18 protein-coding genes are annotated in these 15,266 nt (G+C 40.9%); all 18 read left to right on the top strand.

Translation table 11 applies throughout. The annotated features are described in order from the left end of the window. Positions 1-6 precede the first annotated feature (6 nt). The 18 genes from ftsY to topA all read left to right on the top strand — a co-directional run bounded on the left by ftsY (position 7) and on the right by topA (position 15,196). Positions 7-993 carry a signal recognition particle-docking protein FtsY gene (gene ftsY, locus LCD34_RS16700; protein ID WP_017359097.1) on the top strand — a complete coding sequence of 329 codons (987 nt, stop codon included), beginning with the start codon at positions 7-9 and terminating at the stop codon, positions 991-993. Then, positions 977-1,258: a hypothetical protein gene (locus LCD34_RS16695; protein WP_224559766.1), complete on the top strand. Its 282-nt coding sequence runs from the start codon at positions 977-979 to the stop codon at positions 1,256-1,258. Before ftsY ends, LCD34_RS16695 begins: the two co-directional genes overlap by 17 nt. 77 nt (positions 1,259-1,335) lie before the next feature. After that, positions 1,336-1,668: a putative DNA-binding protein gene (locus LCD34_RS16690; RefSeq protein ID WP_008344844.1), complete on the top strand. Its 333-nt coding sequence runs from the start codon at positions 1,336-1,338 to the stop codon at positions 1,666-1,668. A 13-nt stretch (positions 1,669-1,681) separates the two neighbouring features. Continuing rightward, complete coding sequence (ffh, locus tag LCD34_RS16685; protein WP_171465323.1) at positions 1,682-3,022, top strand: signal recognition particle protein; 1,341 nt, start codon at positions 1,682-1,684, stop codon at positions 3,020-3,022. A 105-nt stretch (positions 3,023-3,127) separates the two neighbouring features. Continuing rightward, positions 3,128-3,400 carry a 30S ribosomal protein S16 gene (rpsP, locus tag LCD34_RS16680; protein WP_008344841.1) on the top strand — a complete coding sequence of 91 codons (273 nt, stop codon included), beginning with the start codon at positions 3,128-3,130 and terminating at the stop codon, positions 3,398-3,400. Next, the gene (locus tag LCD34_RS16675; RefSeq protein ID WP_012009937.1) at positions 3,400-3,645 is read left to right on the top strand and encodes a KH domain-containing protein; all 246 of its coding nucleotides are present in this window, start codon (positions 3,400-3,402) and stop codon (positions 3,643-3,645) included. Before rpsP ends, LCD34_RS16675 begins: the two co-directional genes overlap by 1 nt. A gap of 103 nt (positions 3,646-3,748) precedes the next feature. After that, a complete protein-coding gene (locus LCD34_RS16670; RefSeq protein ID WP_008344839.1) occupies positions 3,749-4,135 on the top strand; it encodes a YlqD family protein in 387 nt (128 codons plus the stop codon). 8 nt (positions 4,136-4,143) lie between these two features. Continuing rightward, positions 4,144-4,668 (top strand): ribosome maturation factor RimM, encoded by a 525-nt coding sequence (gene rimM, locus LCD34_RS16665; protein WP_008344836.1) that lies wholly within the window; start codon positions 4,144-4,146, stop codon positions 4,666-4,668. Then, positions 4,665-5,399, top strand: coding sequence for a tRNA (guanosine(37)-N1)-methyltransferase TrmD (trmD, locus tag LCD34_RS16660; RefSeq protein ID WP_007499635.1), 735 nt, complete (start codon positions 4,665-4,667; stop codon positions 5,397-5,399). Before rimM ends, trmD begins: the two co-directional genes overlap by 4 nt. Positions 5,400-5,536: 137 nt before the next feature. After that, complete coding sequence (rplS, locus tag LCD34_RS16655) at positions 5,537-5,884, top strand: 50S ribosomal protein L19 (RefSeq protein ID WP_008344834.1); 348 nt, start codon at positions 5,537-5,539, stop codon at positions 5,882-5,884. 90 nt (positions 5,885-5,974) lie between these two features. Next, positions 5,975-6,823: a ribosome biogenesis GTPase YlqF gene (gene ylqF / locus LCD34_RS16650; RefSeq protein WP_007499632.1), complete on the top strand. Its 849-nt coding sequence runs from the start codon at positions 5,975-5,977 to the stop codon at positions 6,821-6,823. Positions 6,824-6,899: 76 nt separating this feature from the next. Then, a complete protein-coding gene (locus LCD34_RS16645) occupies positions 6,900-7,664 on the top strand; it encodes a ribonuclease HII (protein WP_224559765.1) in 765 nt (254 codons plus the stop codon). Positions 7,665-7,692: 28 nt separating this feature from the next. After that, positions 7,693-9,426, top strand: coding sequence for a glycosyltransferase (locus LCD34_RS16640; RefSeq protein WP_224559764.1), 1,734 nt, complete (start codon positions 7,693-7,695; stop codon positions 9,424-9,426). Continuing rightward, complete coding sequence (locus LCD34_RS16635) at positions 9,423-9,698, top strand: FlhB-like flagellar biosynthesis protein (RefSeq protein WP_008344827.1); 276 nt, start codon at positions 9,423-9,425, stop codon at positions 9,696-9,698. The genes LCD34_RS16640 and LCD34_RS16635 overlap by 4 nt, the downstream gene beginning before the upstream one ends. A 176-nt stretch (positions 9,699-9,874) precedes the next feature. Then, positions 9,875-11,035, top strand: coding sequence for an ADP-forming succinate--CoA ligase subunit beta (gene sucC, locus LCD34_RS16630; protein ID WP_008344824.1), 1,161 nt, complete (start codon positions 9,875-9,877; stop codon positions 11,033-11,035). A gap of 22 nt (positions 11,036-11,057) precedes the next feature. Next, positions 11,058-11,960 (top strand): succinate--CoA ligase subunit alpha, encoded by a 903-nt coding sequence (gene sucD, locus LCD34_RS16625; RefSeq protein WP_007499624.1) that lies wholly within the window; start codon positions 11,058-11,060, stop codon positions 11,958-11,960. 63 nt (positions 11,961-12,023) lie between these two features. Then, complete coding sequence (gene dprA / locus LCD34_RS16620; protein ID WP_017367240.1) at positions 12,024-12,926, top strand: DNA-processing protein DprA; 903 nt, start codon at positions 12,024-12,026, stop codon at positions 12,924-12,926. Between the two features lie 194 nt (positions 12,927-13,120). After that, positions 13,121-15,196 (top strand): type I DNA topoisomerase, encoded by a 2,076-nt coding sequence (topA, locus tag LCD34_RS16615; protein ID WP_008344821.1) that lies wholly within the window; start codon positions 13,121-13,123, stop codon positions 15,194-15,196. Positions 15,197-15,266: the final 70 nt, after the last annotated feature.

The raw sequence follows: 15,266 nt of genomic DNA, 5'->3' as shown, positions 1-15,266 counted from the left end.
GAACCAATGAGCTTTTTTAAGAAATTAAAAGAAAAATTTACGCAGCAAACCGATTCAGTATCAGAAAAGTTTAAAGATGGACTTGAAAAAACGAGAAATTCGTTTCAGGGAAAAGTAAATGAACTCATTTCTCGCTATCGTAAAGTGGATGAAGACTTTTTTGAAGAACTAGAAGAAGTGTTAATCGGTGCGGATGTTGGTTTCACGACTGTGATGGAACTGATTGATGAGCTGAAAAAAGAAGTGAAATTAAGAAACATTCAAGACCCAAGTGAAGTACAAGCAGTCATCTCTGAAAAACTCGTGGAGATTTACAATAGCGGTGAGGAACAAATCTCTGAACTGAACATTGAAGACGGCCGTTTAAATATTATTTTATTCGTAGGCGTGAACGGTGTCGGTAAAACCACAACCATTGGTAAGCTGGCAAACAAGCTAAAAAATGAAGGGAAATCCGTCATTTTAGCAGCAGGTGATACGTTCCGTGCGGGGGCGATTGAGCAGCTTGAAGTATGGGGCGAGCGCTCTGGTGTTCCTGTCGTTAAACAAACAGCAGGCTCTGACCCGGCAGCGGTCATCTATGATGCCGTTCAATCAGCTAAAGCCAAAAAAGCAGATGTCTTGATCTGTGATACAGCAGGCAGACTGCAAAACAAAGTCAACTTGATGAAAGAGCTAGAGAAGGTCAAGAGAGTCATTGAACGCGAAGTGCCCGATGCACCGCACGAAGTACTGCTTGCCCTTGATGCGACAACGGGTCAAAATGCGATGGCGCAAGCGAAGGAATTTTCTAAAGCGACAAACGTGACAGGTATCGCTTTAACAAAGCTTGACGGTACTGCAAAAGGCGGGATTGTTCTTGCCATTCGCAATGAGCTCAACATCCCTGTAAAACTTGTCGGATTAGGTGAAAAAGTAGACGATCTGCAAGAGTTCGATGCTGAATCGTATGTGTACGGATTATTCTCAGACATGATTGATCAAGAAGACTAATCAAAATGCCGGCAAAATTGCCGGCATTCAGCGTGTAGACAAACCCTCGCATTCTTTGTCAGTCCTGCGTGCTGGTGCTCACGAATGTGACATTCGCTCCGCGCCAGTACTCGTCCTTCCTAAACTGCAAAGGTTTTCTATCACGCTGAAAAGAAGACAAAGGGCTAAAATCAAGTTCATTTTAGCCCTTTATCAACAATCTGGGGATGCCGGCAAAATTGCCGGCATTTTTATTTATATGTCGCCGCAGGAAGTGACAAGATAAAAACTTGACACATAGATCAGAACCGTGTAAACTTAGTTGTTGTAAAGGGAATGAACTTAACAAAGGGGAGAGAGCCCATGACGCTTGAAAAGACAACGAGAATGAACTACTTGTTTGATTTCTATCAATCGTTGTTGACCGCAAAACAAAAGAGCTACATGTCGCTTTACTACCTAGACGATTTTTCCCTCGGTGAAATTGCGGATGAATATGAAGTATCAAGACAGGCTGTTTATGATAATATTAAACGGACTGAAGCGATGCTTGAACAATATGAAGAAAAGCTGCTCTTGTTTAAGAAATTTAAAGAGCGTAAAGAACTTCTCACAAAAATGAGAGAGCTTGTAGCAGATTCCGCGCAAAAGGAAGAAGCAGAAGCTTTAATTGAATCGCTTGAGAAATTAGATTAGGAGGCGGCACAGTATGGCATTTGAAGGATTAGCCGACCGACTGCAGCAGACGATTTCAAAAATCCGCGGCAAAGGAAAAGTGTCAGAGCAAGATGTAAAAGAAATGATGCGCGAGGTACGCCTTGCCCTTCTTGAAGCTGACGTCAATTTTAAAGTAGTCAAAGACTTTGTGAAAAAAGTAAGCGAGCGGGCAGTTGGACAAGAGGTCATGCAAAGTCTTACCCCAGGACAACAGGTCATTAAAGTTGTAAAAGAAGAACTCACTGAATTAATGGGCGGGGAAGAGAGTAAAATCGCTGTAGCGAAAAAATCTCCAACTGTCATTATGATGGTTGGTCTTCAAGGGGCAGGTAAAACAACCACGACTGGGAAGCTTGCCAATTTACTTCGCAAAAAACATAATCGCAAGCCGATGATGGTGGCTGCTGATATTTACAGACCAGCAGCAATCCAGCAGCTTCAAACGCTCGGGAAACAGCTTGATATGCCAGTATTTTCATTAGGTGATCAAGTCAGCCCTGTCGAAATTGCCAAACAGGCAATTGAAAAAGCGAAAGAAGAACATCATGATTATGTCATTTTAGATACAGCAGGACGTCTTCATATTGATGAAGAATTAATGGATGAACTTCAGAAAGTAAAAGAAGTAGCGAATCCAGAAGAAATTTTCCTAGTTGTTGACTCTATGACAGGTCAAGATGCTGTCAATGTTGCGAAAAGCTTTAATGAACAGCTTGGTTTAACGGGTGTCGTTCTAACTAAACTAGACGGTGATACAAGAGGTGGTGCAGCACTTTCTATTCGAGCTGTCACCAATACGCCGATTAAATTCGCTGCACTAGGAGAAAAGCTTGATGCGATTGAACCATTCCATCCGGAGCGGATGGCATCAAGAATTCTTGGTATGGGAGATGTGCTCACGCTTATTGAAAAAGCACAGGCAAACGTCGACCAAGATAAAGCAAAAGAGCTTGAGCAAAAAATGCGGACAATGAGCTTCACGCTCGATGATTTCCTCGAGCAGCTTGGGCAAGTTCGAAATATGGGTCCTCTTGATGAACTGATTCAAATGATGCCGGGAGCCGGTAAAATGAAAGGGCTCAAAAACGTCCAAGTAGACGAAAAGCAGCTCAATCATATCGAAGCGATCATTAAATCAATGACGACCAAGGAAAAAGAACAGCCAGAGGTCATCAATGCAAGCCGAAGAAAACGGATTGCAAAAGGAAGTGGAACATCTGTACAGGAAGTCAATCGCCTTTTAAAGCAATTTGATGAAATGAAAAAGATGATGAAGCAAATGACCAACATGTCCAAAGGAAAGAAAAAGGGCTTTAAATTACCATTTATGTAATTGGTTATACATGATAAAACCGTTGTTAAGAAAAAACACTTTACAAACCCTTTTATCATTGTTAATATACTATCTTGTTGAAATATTTTCGGAGGTGCTAGTAAAATGGCAGTAAAAATTCGTTTAAAACGTATGGGAGCAAAAAAATCTCCTTTCTATCGTATTGTTGTAGCAGATTCTCGTTCACCACGTGACGGTCGTTTCATCGAAACAGTTGGAACTTACAACCCAGTGGTATCACCAGCTGAGGTGAAAATCAACGAAGAATTAGCGCTTAAATGGCTTCAAAATGGTGCGAAACCATCTGATACAGTTCGTAACCTTTTCTCAAGCCAAGGAATTCTTGAAAAATTTCATAATGCGAAAAACAGCAAATAATGAATGAGCTGTCCTTGGAAGAATTGATTGTGTCCATCGTCGAGCCACTTGTTGATTTCCCTGAAGATATTCACGTATCTTCATTAGAAAAAGATGAGCAGGTCATTTACACACTGTCTGTCAATGCTGAAGATACCGGAAAAGTGATCGGAAAGCAGGGGCGTACAGCTAAAGCGATACGAACAGTCATGTTTGCAGCAAGTGCAGAGTCTTCTAAGAAAGTTCAACTTGAGATTGCTGACTAAAAAGGGAGAGGGCTTAGGACCTCCCCTTTTTTTACACGTTTAAATCTATTTTTCGTTATACTGTAGAGGACAAATGCCTTCGGATAGGGGGACAAAAAGGAAGATGCAGATCATTCAACATGTCACCGTCATGCAAGTATTAACTGAAAGCAGTAAGGACAAACTGTTAACGACTTTTTTGGAGAAAAAAGAAAGACTAGAACGTGAATGCAATCAACTATATTTTCAACTAAAAAAGCATGAAAAAGAACCACATCAGCAAGAAGCCATCCCTCAATTTCAAAAAGCCATTGAAAAAAGACAAGAGAAAATGAGGCAAATTGATTTTCAAGTCGAGCAGCTGCATATCTTGCCTCTTGGCAGTGAAATGAAAGAAACAGAAGTGGATGCGCTGATTGAAGTAAAAATAGGTGATAAATGGGATGACAAAATGCAAGACAATGTCATCGTCGTGAAAGACGGCACCATTGTGGAAATACGTCAGGGGTGATTGAGAACATGGAGCTAGAATGGTTGAATGTCGGAAAGATCGTCAATACACATGGAGTGCGCGGAGAAGTACGTGTTGTGTCAAAGACTGATTTCCCAGAAGAACGCTACAAAAAAGGCAGCGTCCTTTATATTTTCAAACAAAATCAAAAAGAACCGCTAAAAGTGACTGTCGCATCACATAGACAGCACAAACAATTTGATTTACTGACATTTGAAGAAGTTGGCTCGTTAAATGAAGCTGAGCAATTAAAAGAGTCGATTTTAAAAGTAGAAAAAGAACACCTTGGTTCATTAGATGAAGGGGAATTCTATTTCCACGAAATCATCGGCTGTGAAGTATATGATGAAGAGGACAAACTGATTGGTCAAATCAAAGAGGTTTTAACGCCAGGGGCAAATGATGTATGGGTGGTTGGAAGAAAAGGCAAAAAAGATGCCCTCATCCCTTATATTCCATCTGTCGTCAAAACAGTTGATATTTCATCCAAGAAAGTACACATTGAAGTGATGGAAGGACTCATTGACGAATGAAAATTGACTTTTTAACACTGTTTCCTGAAATGTTTGAAGGGGTGCTTCACTCATCGATCTTAAAAAAAGCTCAGGAAAAAGATGCGGTCTCATTTGATGTCGTGAATTTTAGGGAGTATTCCGATCATAAACATAAAACAGTGGATGACTATCCGTATGGCGGCGGTGCTGGCATGGTTCTGAAAGCACAGCCTGTATTTGATGCGGTAGAAGATTTAACGAAAAAAGCAAACAAGAAGCCCCGCATTATTCTTGTCTGTCCTCAAGGAGAAAGATATACACAAAAGAAAGCAGAAGAGCTTGCAAAAGAAGAGCATCTTATGTTCATTTGCGGCCACTATGAAGGCTACGATGAGCGCATCAGGGAGCATCTTGTCACAGATGAAATTTCAATCGGAGATTTCGTTCTCACAGGCGGAGAGCTGCCGGCGATGATGATTGCAGACAGTGTGGTCAGGCTTTTGCCTCATGTGCTTGGAAAAGAAGCGTCTCATATCGAAGATTCATTTAGTACAGGTCTGCTTGAGCATCCGCACTATACAAGACCAGCTGATTATAAAGGATTGAAAGTACCAGATGTGCTTCTCTCTGGAAATCATGCCAAAATTGAAGAATGGCGGCGTAAAGAATCGTTGAAGCGAACCTATACAAGACGGCCAGATTTGATCGATTCTTGCAAAACATTAACGGATGAAGAAAAAAGATGGCTTTGGCAGCTTCATAATGACTAGATTGTATTGCACAAGGTATACAGGTGTGGTATGATACTACTTGTGACTTGGACGGCTTGCCGATTCAAGTTTGAAAACGATGTTCCGCTGCAATGAAGAAAGAGGACATGAGCATCTGTTGGAAGGAGTTGAAAACGATGCAACAATTGATTGAAGAAATCACAAAAGAACAATTACGCACTGATCTTCCTGCGTTCCGTCCTGGTGACACTTTACGTGTACACGTGAAAGTTGTCGAGGGTACTCGTGAGCGTATCCAGATCTTTGAAGGTGTTGTAATTAAGCGTCGTGGTGGTGGAATCAGCGAAACTTTCACAGTTCGTAAGATCTCTTACGGTGTAGGCGTTGAGCGTACATTCCCTGTACACACACCAAAAATCGCTAAGATCGAAGTTGTACGTCACGGTAAGGTACGTCGTGCGAAACTTTACTACCTACGTGAACTTCGCGGTAAAGCGGCTCGTATCAAAGAAATCAGACGATAATGATATCAAAGGAAAGAGCTTGTTACCTGTAACAGGCTCTTTTTTTGTACAATGTATAGAGACAACCGTTAGAAGAGAGAAGGTGCACATATGACAATTCAATGGTTTCCAGGCCATATGGCAAAAGCAAGACGGGAAGTCACAGAAAAATTAAAGCTCATCGACATCGTATTTGAATTAACCGATGCAAGGATTCCGATGTCCTCTAGAAACCCAATGATTGAAGAAATCCTCCAAAACAAACCGAAAATTATGCTTTTGAACAAAGCAGATAAAGCAGATCCTCGTATGACAAAAGAGTGGCAGGCACACTTTGAAGCGCAAGGTGTACGGTCGCTTGCCATTAATTCTGTCGATGGACAAGGGTTAAATCAAATCATTACGACATCAAAAGAAATATTAAAAGAAAAGTTCGATCGAATGAAAGCAAAAGGTGTTAAGCCGCGTGCCATTCGAGCTTTGATTATCGGAATTCCCAATGTCGGCAAATCAACGCTGATCAATCGGTTGGCAAAGAAAAATATTGCGAAAACAGGAGATCGACCTGGTATTACGACGTCACAGCAATGGGTGAAGGTAGGAAAAGAACTTGAACTGCTCGATACCCCCGGAATTCTCTGGCCGAAATTTGAAGATGAACAAGTAGGTCTTAGGCTGGCCGTCACCGGAGCGATTAAAGACTCAATCATCAACTTGCAGGATGTCGCCGTTTATGCGCTACGCTTTTTAGAAGAGCACTATCCAGAGCGATTAAAAAAACGCTATGATCTAGCAGAAATACCTGAAGATACAGTTGAGCTGTTTGATGCCATTGGCACAAAACGCGGCTGTCTGATGAGTGGAGGATTCATTAATTACGACAAAACGACCGAAATCATCATTCGGGATATTCGAACGGAAAAATTTGGTCCCCTCACTTTTGAGAAGCCTGAAAGCTAAAAGACACGCAGCTCATGCGGGTCTTTATTTTTTGCGAAAAACTGCCGATATAAAGAAGGAGGCTGCGGAAAAGCCAATGTACACGGTCAAACAAATAAAAGAATTAATAGAACAACATGCTGACGACGAGTCATACATTCGTGAACTATTGAAAGACGATACAAGAAAAAGTGTCCAGAAGCTGATGGACAAATGGAACAAAGAGAGAGAAAAACAGCAAGAACTACATGAAGCATGGAAGCAAATGCTGCAATTTGAAACCAAAGCAAAAGCGCAAGGATACACTTATATTGCAGGCATAGATGAAGCAGGAAGAGGACCACTCGCTGGTCCAGTTGTTGCGGCAGCTGTGATATTAAAAGAAGATACCGTCCTACTCGGTTTAAATGATTCGAAACAGCTATCTGAGAAAAAAAGAATGACCTATTATGAGCTCATTCAAAAGGAAGCGCTCGACATCGGCATCGGCATTGTTGATGCGGCAACGATTGACGAAATCAATATATACGAAGCATCAAGACTGGCGATGGTGAGGGCTGTAAAGCAGCTTACTCACACACCTGATTATCTACTCATAGATGCGATGACGCTCCCGCTTCCTACTCAACAGGAGAATATCATCAAAGGAGATGCTAAAAGCGCATCCATCGCAGCTGGTGCATGTATTGCCAAAGTGACAAGGGACCTAATGATGGAAGAGTATGGACGCCAGTACCCTGAGTATCAATTTGAAAAACATAAGGGGTATGGAACGAAAGAGCACCTGGCTGCCATTCAAACACATGGCGCTACACCTATCCACCGGTTATCATTTGCACCAGTGAAATCTGTTATTTCATAAATATATTGACACAAGGAGGCTGCCTGTGATGACAAGAGTTGAAGATATACATACTGCACTGAATAGTCGGCTGAATACGGCAGAATCTGTTCCGCTTAACACGGAAGGAAAGGAAAATATTCACCGGCTCATTCTTGGTAAAGTACTAAAAATGCTTGGAGATGATACAGCGCTTGTTCAAATAGGCGCTACTAAAATAAAAGCGCAGCTAGCGGCTCAGCTCAAAGCCGATTCATTCTATTGGTTCCAATTAGAACAAGAAGGTGGAGGCAGCCTGAGTAAATTAAGACCTGTTCAGCAATTTGACCAAGATCCTAAAACTTTAAAGGATGCCGCAGCTAAACTACTAGAAGGTCTGTCGCTTAAAAATGGACTTGAACAAATGTTAACAGCTACAGCCTTTTTAAAAGAAAAACCGGTCATCAACGAAGCAGAGTTAAAAACGGCAGTAAAATGGATTGAACAACTTCAAGGCGCGGATATCAAAAAAGGTCTGCAAGCACTTCTTTTTGCTTTAAAGAAAGATTTGCCGATTCAGCAAGGAGTGCTCCAATCAATATTAGCGATGAAATCCCCCTCTGCACTTCACCAGGATGTGACAGCACTGCTAGATCGATTAACACAGCTTCCGAAGCACTCAGAAGCCACACAGGCTCTTACACAGGCCGTTCGTACGGTTGTAAATGCTGAGACAACCGTTCATGCAGAAAAGCTCTTATCGGTGCTTCTAGGAGCAAAAGAAGGCCAAACGAAGCAAGGAGAAAGCTTGCAGGTGCAGCCTCATGTCAATCCGGCTCAGCAAACAAAGCAGAGCCAGCCCGCCTCTATACAACAAGGGCGACAGGTGGATACAGTGAATCAGAACAGCGTGCAGCAATTATTAAGTCCAAAACAGCTCCCGCTTCAGCAAATAGAACGCATTCTGACAAGCATCACAAAGCAAGGCATAGACGGACAGCAGCAGCTTGATGTAAAACAGCTCACATCACTGGTTCAAGCAGTCCAGCAGGCAGGACCACAGGCTGACGCAAAGGCAGCCGTGCTTCAAAAGGAATTTCCGTTTCTTTCAAAAACAGAGGCGAACGCATTGGTAAAGGTCATTCAGCAGACTGAACCAGCATTAAGCAATAAAACCGATGTACTCGATTTACTGATGACGATGAAAAAAGCGATAGGTGTACGAGATGAAATTGGGATGCTGAAATTACTGGAAAAGGGCAGCCAAGATGTCAAAAGTCAAGAGCTTCACCAATTAAAGATGGTTTTAAATGATGCAAGGCAAGCTGATGTTCCCGAGCCCGTAAAAAAAGAAGTGGATCAATTATTCCATAGATTAAATGGGCAGTTACTAGTGCATCAGGAAAACCAAACAGTTAGTCAAATGATGGTTTCTTACCCGCTTTTCTCAAAACATAGTGTTCAAGATTTAACCTTTATTCTAAAAGGGCATAAGAAAAAAGATGGCTCTATCGATATTTCTCAGTGCCGTTTAATGTTTTATTTAAACATGGAAAACTTAGAAGAAACGTTAATAGACTGTACGATTCAGCAAAAAGTGATGTCAATTACAGTCGAGACGGCTCACGAACTGCAAGGGACCATTAATCCAATGATTCCAGCTGTTCGAGAGAATTTAAATGCCCTAGGGTATAGTTTGACGGGGATTACAGCGAAAAAGAGAGAAGAGCCAATTGATCCGTCTGACTTTCTGGATGAACACTTTCATAAAATCAGCGAGAAAGGGCTGGACTTACGAGTATGAAAGATTCAAAACCGCTTAGAAGAGCGGTCGCTCTACACTATGATGAAGAAAAACAAAAAGCGCCAAAAGTCGTTGCAACAGGCAGTGGCTATGTGGCTGATCATATTATTGAAGAAGCTCAAAAAGCTGGGGTCCCTATTCAAGAAGACCGTAATTTAGTAGAACTGATGCGCCACTTAACGCTCGATGAGGAAATCCCAGAAGCGTTATACGATACTGTAGCAGAAATATTTTCATTTATCTATCGATTGGATCAAAAAATGAAAAAATAAGGTAAAATAAGTGTTTTGACTGAAAAATTTATATTTTTAATAAAATAAAAGTTTGAATGTTTAGAAGGATTTTACGATTTTACATAGAACCCTAGACATTCTCTTTTTTATTCTTTAAAATGAAAGCGCAGTCTATTTTATAATTTTTGTTTCTACATATGTTGGGAGGATGGGAAATGAATATCCATGAGTACCAAGGAAAAGAAATCCTAAGAAAATATGGGGTTTCAGTTCCAAATGGTAAAGTAGCATTTACACCTGATGAAGCAGTGAAAGCATCAGAAGAGCTTGGAAGCTCTGTATATGTCGTAAAAGCACAGATTCATGCAGGCGGCCGTGGTAAAGCAGGTGGGGTAAAAATTGCAAAAACAAAAGATGAAGTGAAAGGGTTTGCAGAGGAATTGCTCGGCAAGACACTTGTCACACATCAAACAGGGCCTGAAGGGCGCGAAATAAAACGCTTACTTATTGAAGAAGGCTGCGATATTCAAAAAGAGTACTATGTAGGACTCGTTTTGGATAGAGCGACATCAAGAATTGTTTTGATGGCTTCTGAAGAAGGCGGTACTGAAATTGAAGAAGTAGCAGAAAAAACGCCAGAAAAAATCGTGAAAGTGGTCATCGACCCAGCGATTGGTCTCCAAGCCTATCAGGCGAGAGAAGTTGCGTTTAAAATTAATATTCCAACAAAATTAGTTGGTCAAGCTGTTAAGTTTATGACAAGCCTTTACAATGCGTTTATTGAAAAGGATTGTTCAATTGCCGAGATAAATCCTCTTGTTGTAACAGGTGATGGAAAAGTCATGGCACTTGATGCAAAATTAAACTTTGATAGCAATGCCTTATATAGACAAAAAGATATATTAGAATACCGTGACCTTGATGAAGAAGATCCAAAGGAGATTGAAGCATCTAAATATGACCTAAGCTACATTTCACTAGATGGGAATATTGGCTGTATGGTGAATGGAGCAGGCCTTGCGATGTCTACAATGGATATCATCAAGCATTACGGCGGGGACCCTGCAAACTTCCTTGATGTTGGCGGCGGTGCAACTGCTGAAAAAGTAACGGAAGCATTTAAAATCATCTTATCTGATCAAAATGTCAAAGGGATTTTCGTGAACATTTTTGGCGGCATCATGAAATGTGATGTCATTGCAGAAGGTGTTGTTGAAGCGACGAAACAAGTCGGCTTAACATTACCACTCGTTGTACGTCTTGAAGGAACAAACGTTGAATTAGGGAAGAAAATCCTGAGTGATTCAGGCTTAAATATCACTTCTGCTGAGTCTATGGCTGACGGGGCAGAAAAGATTGTATCTTTAGTCAAGTAGAGCAGAAAGGCAGGGAACCTAAATGAGTGTATTTATTAATAAAAATACGAGAGTAATTGTTCAGGGGATTACCGGTTCAACCGCATTATTCCATACAAAACAAATGATTGAGTATGGAACAAATATCGTTGGCGGTGTCACACCTGGAAAAGGTGGAACTGAAGTAGAGGGAGTTCCTGTATTTAATACTGTATCTGAAGCAGTACAGACAACTGGAGCAAATGCTTCTGTTATCTATGTACCAGCACCATTTGCAGCAGACGCCATTTTAGAGGCTGTTGATGCAGAAGTGGATCTAGTGATTTGTATCACAGAACACATTCCAGTTCTGGATATGGTTAAAGTGAAACGCTATATGGAAGGTAAGAAGACAAGACTTGTTGGACCGAACTGTCCTGGTGTGATTACACCTGAAGAATGTAAAATTGGCATCATGCCTGGCTACATTCATAAAAAAGGTCATGTTGGTGTTGTGTCTCGTTCTGGAACGCTTACATATGAAGCGGTACATCAGCTTTCAGAGGCTGGTGTTGGTCAATCAACAGCTGTAGGAATTGGCGGCGACCCTGTCAATGGTACGAACTTTATTGATGTATTAAAAGCCTTCAATGAAGATCCTGAAACGCATGCTGTGATCATGATTGGTGAAATCGGTGGTACTGCTGAAGAAGAAGCAGCTGAATGGGTAAAAGCAAATATGACCAAGCCGGTTGTTGGCTTTATTGGCGGTAAAACAGCGCCTCCAGGAAAACGTATGGGACATGCTGGTGCCATTATTTCTGGTGGTAAAGGAACTGCTGATGAAAAAGTAAAAACAATGCGTGAATGTGGAATTGAAGTGGCAGAGACACCATCAGTCATGGGAGAAACCTTAATTAAAGTGTTAAAAGAGAAGAATCTCTTCGAAGCTTGTAAAACGCATTAATGACACAAGAAGACTTGTTCTTTGACAAGTCTTCTTCTTTCTATCTTAAACTGGAGGAATGGTATGTACAACGTGTCCGAAAGAATGATTTTTCACCGCTTAAAAGGCCTCATCTCACCCTCTTTGTTAACAAAATGGTGGAAAGTCGATCCTGAGCTATATATAAATGAAGAAACACATCATTTCAAACAGGATCGATCATTACAAAAGATCGACTTTACCCGCTTACAACAAGCTGAAGAAAATGAATTCCCCATTTTTCAACACATCGTTCAAGCCTATTTAAAGCAAAATATTCACATGATTCCCATCACATCACCTTTATATCCCAGCTCACTAAAACACATTTATGATCCTCCCCCAGTATTATTCCTAAAAGGAAACGTTACCTATTTAAATGAAGAAAAAAGTTTAGGTGTAGTAGGTACACGAGTGCCATCCTCTTATGGAGAAGCGTGCGTGAAGAAAATTGTTGGAGAACTTGTAGAGGAAGATTGGATGATTGTGAGCGGTTTAGCAAAAGGAATTGATGGACTTGCACACAAAGAGTGCATAAGAAAAAAAGGAAAAACGATTGGTGTTGTAGCTGGCGGCTTTCAACATGTATATCCAAAAGAACATGTGCAAATGGCTCAATATATGGGAGAACATCATTTACTGTTGTCAGAGCACCCGCCTTATATCAAACCAGAAAAATGGCATTTTCCAATGAGAAACCGATTAATTAGTGCCCTGACAAGAGGAACCATCGTGGTCCAGTGCAAAGAAAAGAGCGGTTCGCTTATTACAGCCTACCAGGCATTAGAGCAAGGAAAAGAAGTGTTTGCTGTTGCAGGATCGATCTTTGATTCTAATTCTATAGGTCCAGCTAGATTGATTCAGCAAGGTGCCAAGCTTGTTCATTCAACGAAGGATATTTTAGAGGAATTCTCCTTGAGCGGTGTTCAATATACTGAACTCACATAAAAATATCGTTTGACAAAAGACATCGGAATATTTAATAATAGTGAGGATTTAAGTTTACACTTTGTTTTTCGTGTTTATAATGATGTTCATCATAAAGAATTTTTAACGATTGCCTGTTAAATAGGTGCAATTAACATAAATATAAATTTGTGAAATGGATAAAGAGAGAACACCTCTTAAGGGGGATTTTGAGTATGGCTGATTATTTAGTCATCGTTGAGTCGCCAGCAAAGGCGAAAACGATTGAGCGTTATTTAGGAAAAAAGTATAAAGTAAAGGCTTCAATGGGGCATGTAAGGGATTTACCGAAAAGTCAGCTTGGTGTTGACACTGAGCATGACTTCGAACCGAGATATATTACGATTCGAGGAAAAGGTCCAGTCTTAAAAGAATTAAAAACAGCAGCGAAAAAAGCAAAAAAAGTATATCTCGCAGCTGACCCCGACAGAGAGGGAGAAGCGATTGCTTGGCATTTAGCCCACAGCCTTGACCTTGACCTCTCTTCAGATTGCCGGGTTGTCTTTAACGAGATTACAAAAGATGCAATTAAAGATTCCTTTAAACATCCACGTATGATCGATATGGACTTGGTTGATGCGCAGCAGGCAAGACGAATCTTAGATCGTCTCGTTGGATATAAAATCAGCCCAATTTTATGGAAGAAAGTCAAAAAGGGCTTAAGCGCCGGTCGTGTTCAATCAGTTGCACTCCGCCTGATTATTGACCGCGAGAATGAAATTAATGAATTCAAACCAGAAGAATACTGGACAATTGATGGTACCTTCCTAAAAGGGAAAGAAAGCTTTGAAGCGAGTTTCTTTGGCGTAAATGGCAAAAAACATCCGCTAAAAACAAAAGAAGATGTAAAAGAAATCCTTTCGAAATTAAAAGGAAGCAAATTTTCTGTTGAAAAAGTGACGAAAAAAGAACGTAAACGCAACCCAGCTGTTCCGTTTACAACATCTACCTTACAACAAGAGGCAGCGAGAAAACTAAACTTCCGTGCGAAGAAAACGATGATGATTGCACAGCAATTATATGAAGGGATTGATCTTGGTAAAGAAGGTACAGTAGGTCTCATTACATATATGAGAACGGACTCAACACGTATTTCCAATACGGCAATTGAAGAAGTATCTGCTTTCATTGATCAAACGTATGGCAAGAATTTCTTGAATACAACAAAACGAACTGCCAAAAAGAACGAAAATGCACAGGATGCTCACGAAGCCATCCGTCCGACTTCTACGCTAAGAAAACCAGCAGATGTCAAACATGTGCTAAGTAGAGATCAGCTTCGTCTTTATAAATTGATTTGGGAACGTTTTGTGGCAAGCCAAATGGCACCAGCTGTTCTTGATACAATGAGTGTGGATCTTGAAAATAACGGGCTTACTTTCCGTGCAAATGGAAGTAAGGTGAAATTCCCTGGATTTATGAAAGTATATGTTGAAGGGAAGGACGACCAGTTAGAAGAAAAGGACAAAATGCTTCCTGATCTGAAAGAGGGAGACACCGTTCTTTCAAAAGATATTGAACCAGAGCAGCACTTCACGCAGCCGCCTCCACGTTACACTGAGGCAAGACTTGTCAAAACCCTTGAAGAGCTAGGTATTGGCCGCCCATCTACGTATGCACCAACATTAGATACCATTCAAAAGCGTGGCTACGTGGCACTTGATAACAAACGGTTTATTCCAACAGAGCTTGGAGAGATTGTGCTCAACTTAATTATTGAATTCTTCCCTGAAATCATTAACGTAGAATTTACTGCGAAAATGGAAAAAGAACTTGATAGCGTTGAAGAAGGTACGATTGAATGGGTACGCATTATCGACAGTTTCTATCAAGATTTTGCAAAACGGGTAGAAAAAGCAGAAGCAGAGATGCAGGAAGTTGAGATCGAGCCTGAATACGCCGGAGTTGATTGCGAAGAGTGTGGTCATCCAATGGTGTACAAAATGGGGAGATACGGTAAGTTCATGGCATGCTCTAATTTCCCTGACTGCCGTAACACAAAACCAATTGTCAAAGATATTGGTGTCAAATGCCCGACTTGTCACGAAGGAAATATCGTTGAACGGAAATCTAAGAAGCGCCGCATTTTTTACGGTTGCGATCGTTTTCCAGAGTGTGAATTCGTTTCTTGGGACAAACCAATTGAAAGAAAGTGTCCAAAATGCGAAAATATGCTTGTAGAGAAAAAGCTGAAAAAAGGCATTCAAGTTCAATGTGTGAACTGTGATTATAAAGAGGAACAACAAAAATAGCGGTGAGCAGCCTTGTTCACCTGCTTTTTTATGTCATCAAATAGAACTTACGAAATAGGAGAGTTGTACA

The organism is Bacillus sp. RAR_M1_44 (assembly GCF_020165935.1).
GTDB classification, from domain to species: domain Bacteria; phylum Bacillota; class Bacilli; order Bacillales; family Bacillaceae; genus Bacillus; species Bacillus altitudinis.
Note: the sequence above shows the minus strand (reverse complement) of the source record. Positions and strands in the feature narration are given on the sequence as shown.

What these genes read in the sequence shown, in the direction of transcription:
- ftsY (WP_017359097.1), top strand. Translation starts at nt 7, where the DNA reads ATGAGCTTTTTTAAGAAATTAAAAGAAAAATTTACGCAGCAAACCGAT.
- LCD34_RS16690 (WP_008344844.1), top strand. Translation starts at nt 1,336, where the DNA reads ATGACGCTTGAAAAGACAACGAGAATGAACTACTTGTTTGATTTCTAT.
- ffh (WP_171465323.1), top strand. Translation starts at nt 1,682, where the DNA reads ATGGCATTTGAAGGATTAGCCGACCGACTGCAGCAGACGATTTCAAAA.
- rpsP (WP_008344841.1), top strand. Translation starts at nt 3,128, where the DNA reads ATGGCAGTAAAAATTCGTTTAAAACGTATGGGAGCAAAAAAATCTCCT.
- LCD34_RS16675 (WP_012009937.1), top strand. Translation starts at nt 3,400, where the DNA reads ATGAATGAGCTGTCCTTGGAAGAATTGATTGTGTCCATCGTCGAGCCA.
- LCD34_RS16670 (WP_008344839.1), top strand. Translation starts at nt 3,749, where the DNA reads ATGCAGATCATTCAACATGTCACCGTCATGCAAGTATTAACTGAAAGC.
- rimM (WP_008344836.1), top strand. Translation starts at nt 4,144, where the DNA reads ATGGAGCTAGAATGGTTGAATGTCGGAAAGATCGTCAATACACATGGA.
- trmD (WP_007499635.1), top strand. Translation starts at nt 4,665, where the DNA reads ATGAAAATTGACTTTTTAACACTGTTTCCTGAAATGTTTGAAGGGGTG.
- rplS (WP_008344834.1), top strand. Translation starts at nt 5,537, where the DNA reads ATGCAACAATTGATTGAAGAAATCACAAAAGAACAATTACGCACTGAT.
- ylqF (WP_007499632.1), top strand. Translation starts at nt 5,975, where the DNA reads ATGACAATTCAATGGTTTCCAGGCCATATGGCAAAAGCAAGACGGGAA.
- LCD34_RS16645 (WP_224559765.1), top strand. Translation starts at nt 6,900, where the DNA reads ATGTACACGGTCAAACAAATAAAAGAATTAATAGAACAACATGCTGAC.
- LCD34_RS16640 (WP_224559764.1), top strand. Translation starts at nt 7,693, where the DNA reads ATGACAAGAGTTGAAGATATACATACTGCACTGAATAGTCGGCTGAAT.
- LCD34_RS16635 (WP_008344827.1), top strand. Translation starts at nt 9,423, where the DNA reads ATGAAAGATTCAAAACCGCTTAGAAGAGCGGTCGCTCTACACTATGAT.
- sucC (WP_008344824.1), top strand. Translation starts at nt 9,875, where the DNA reads ATGAATATCCATGAGTACCAAGGAAAAGAAATCCTAAGAAAATATGGG.
- sucD (WP_007499624.1), top strand. Translation starts at nt 11,058, where the DNA reads ATGAGTGTATTTATTAATAAAAATACGAGAGTAATTGTTCAGGGGATT.
- dprA (WP_017367240.1), top strand. Translation starts at nt 12,024, where the DNA reads ATGTACAACGTGTCCGAAAGAATGATTTTTCACCGCTTAAAAGGCCTC.
- topA (WP_008344821.1), top strand. Translation starts at nt 13,121, where the DNA reads ATGGCTGATTATTTAGTCATCGTTGAGTCGCCAGCAAAGGCGAAAACG.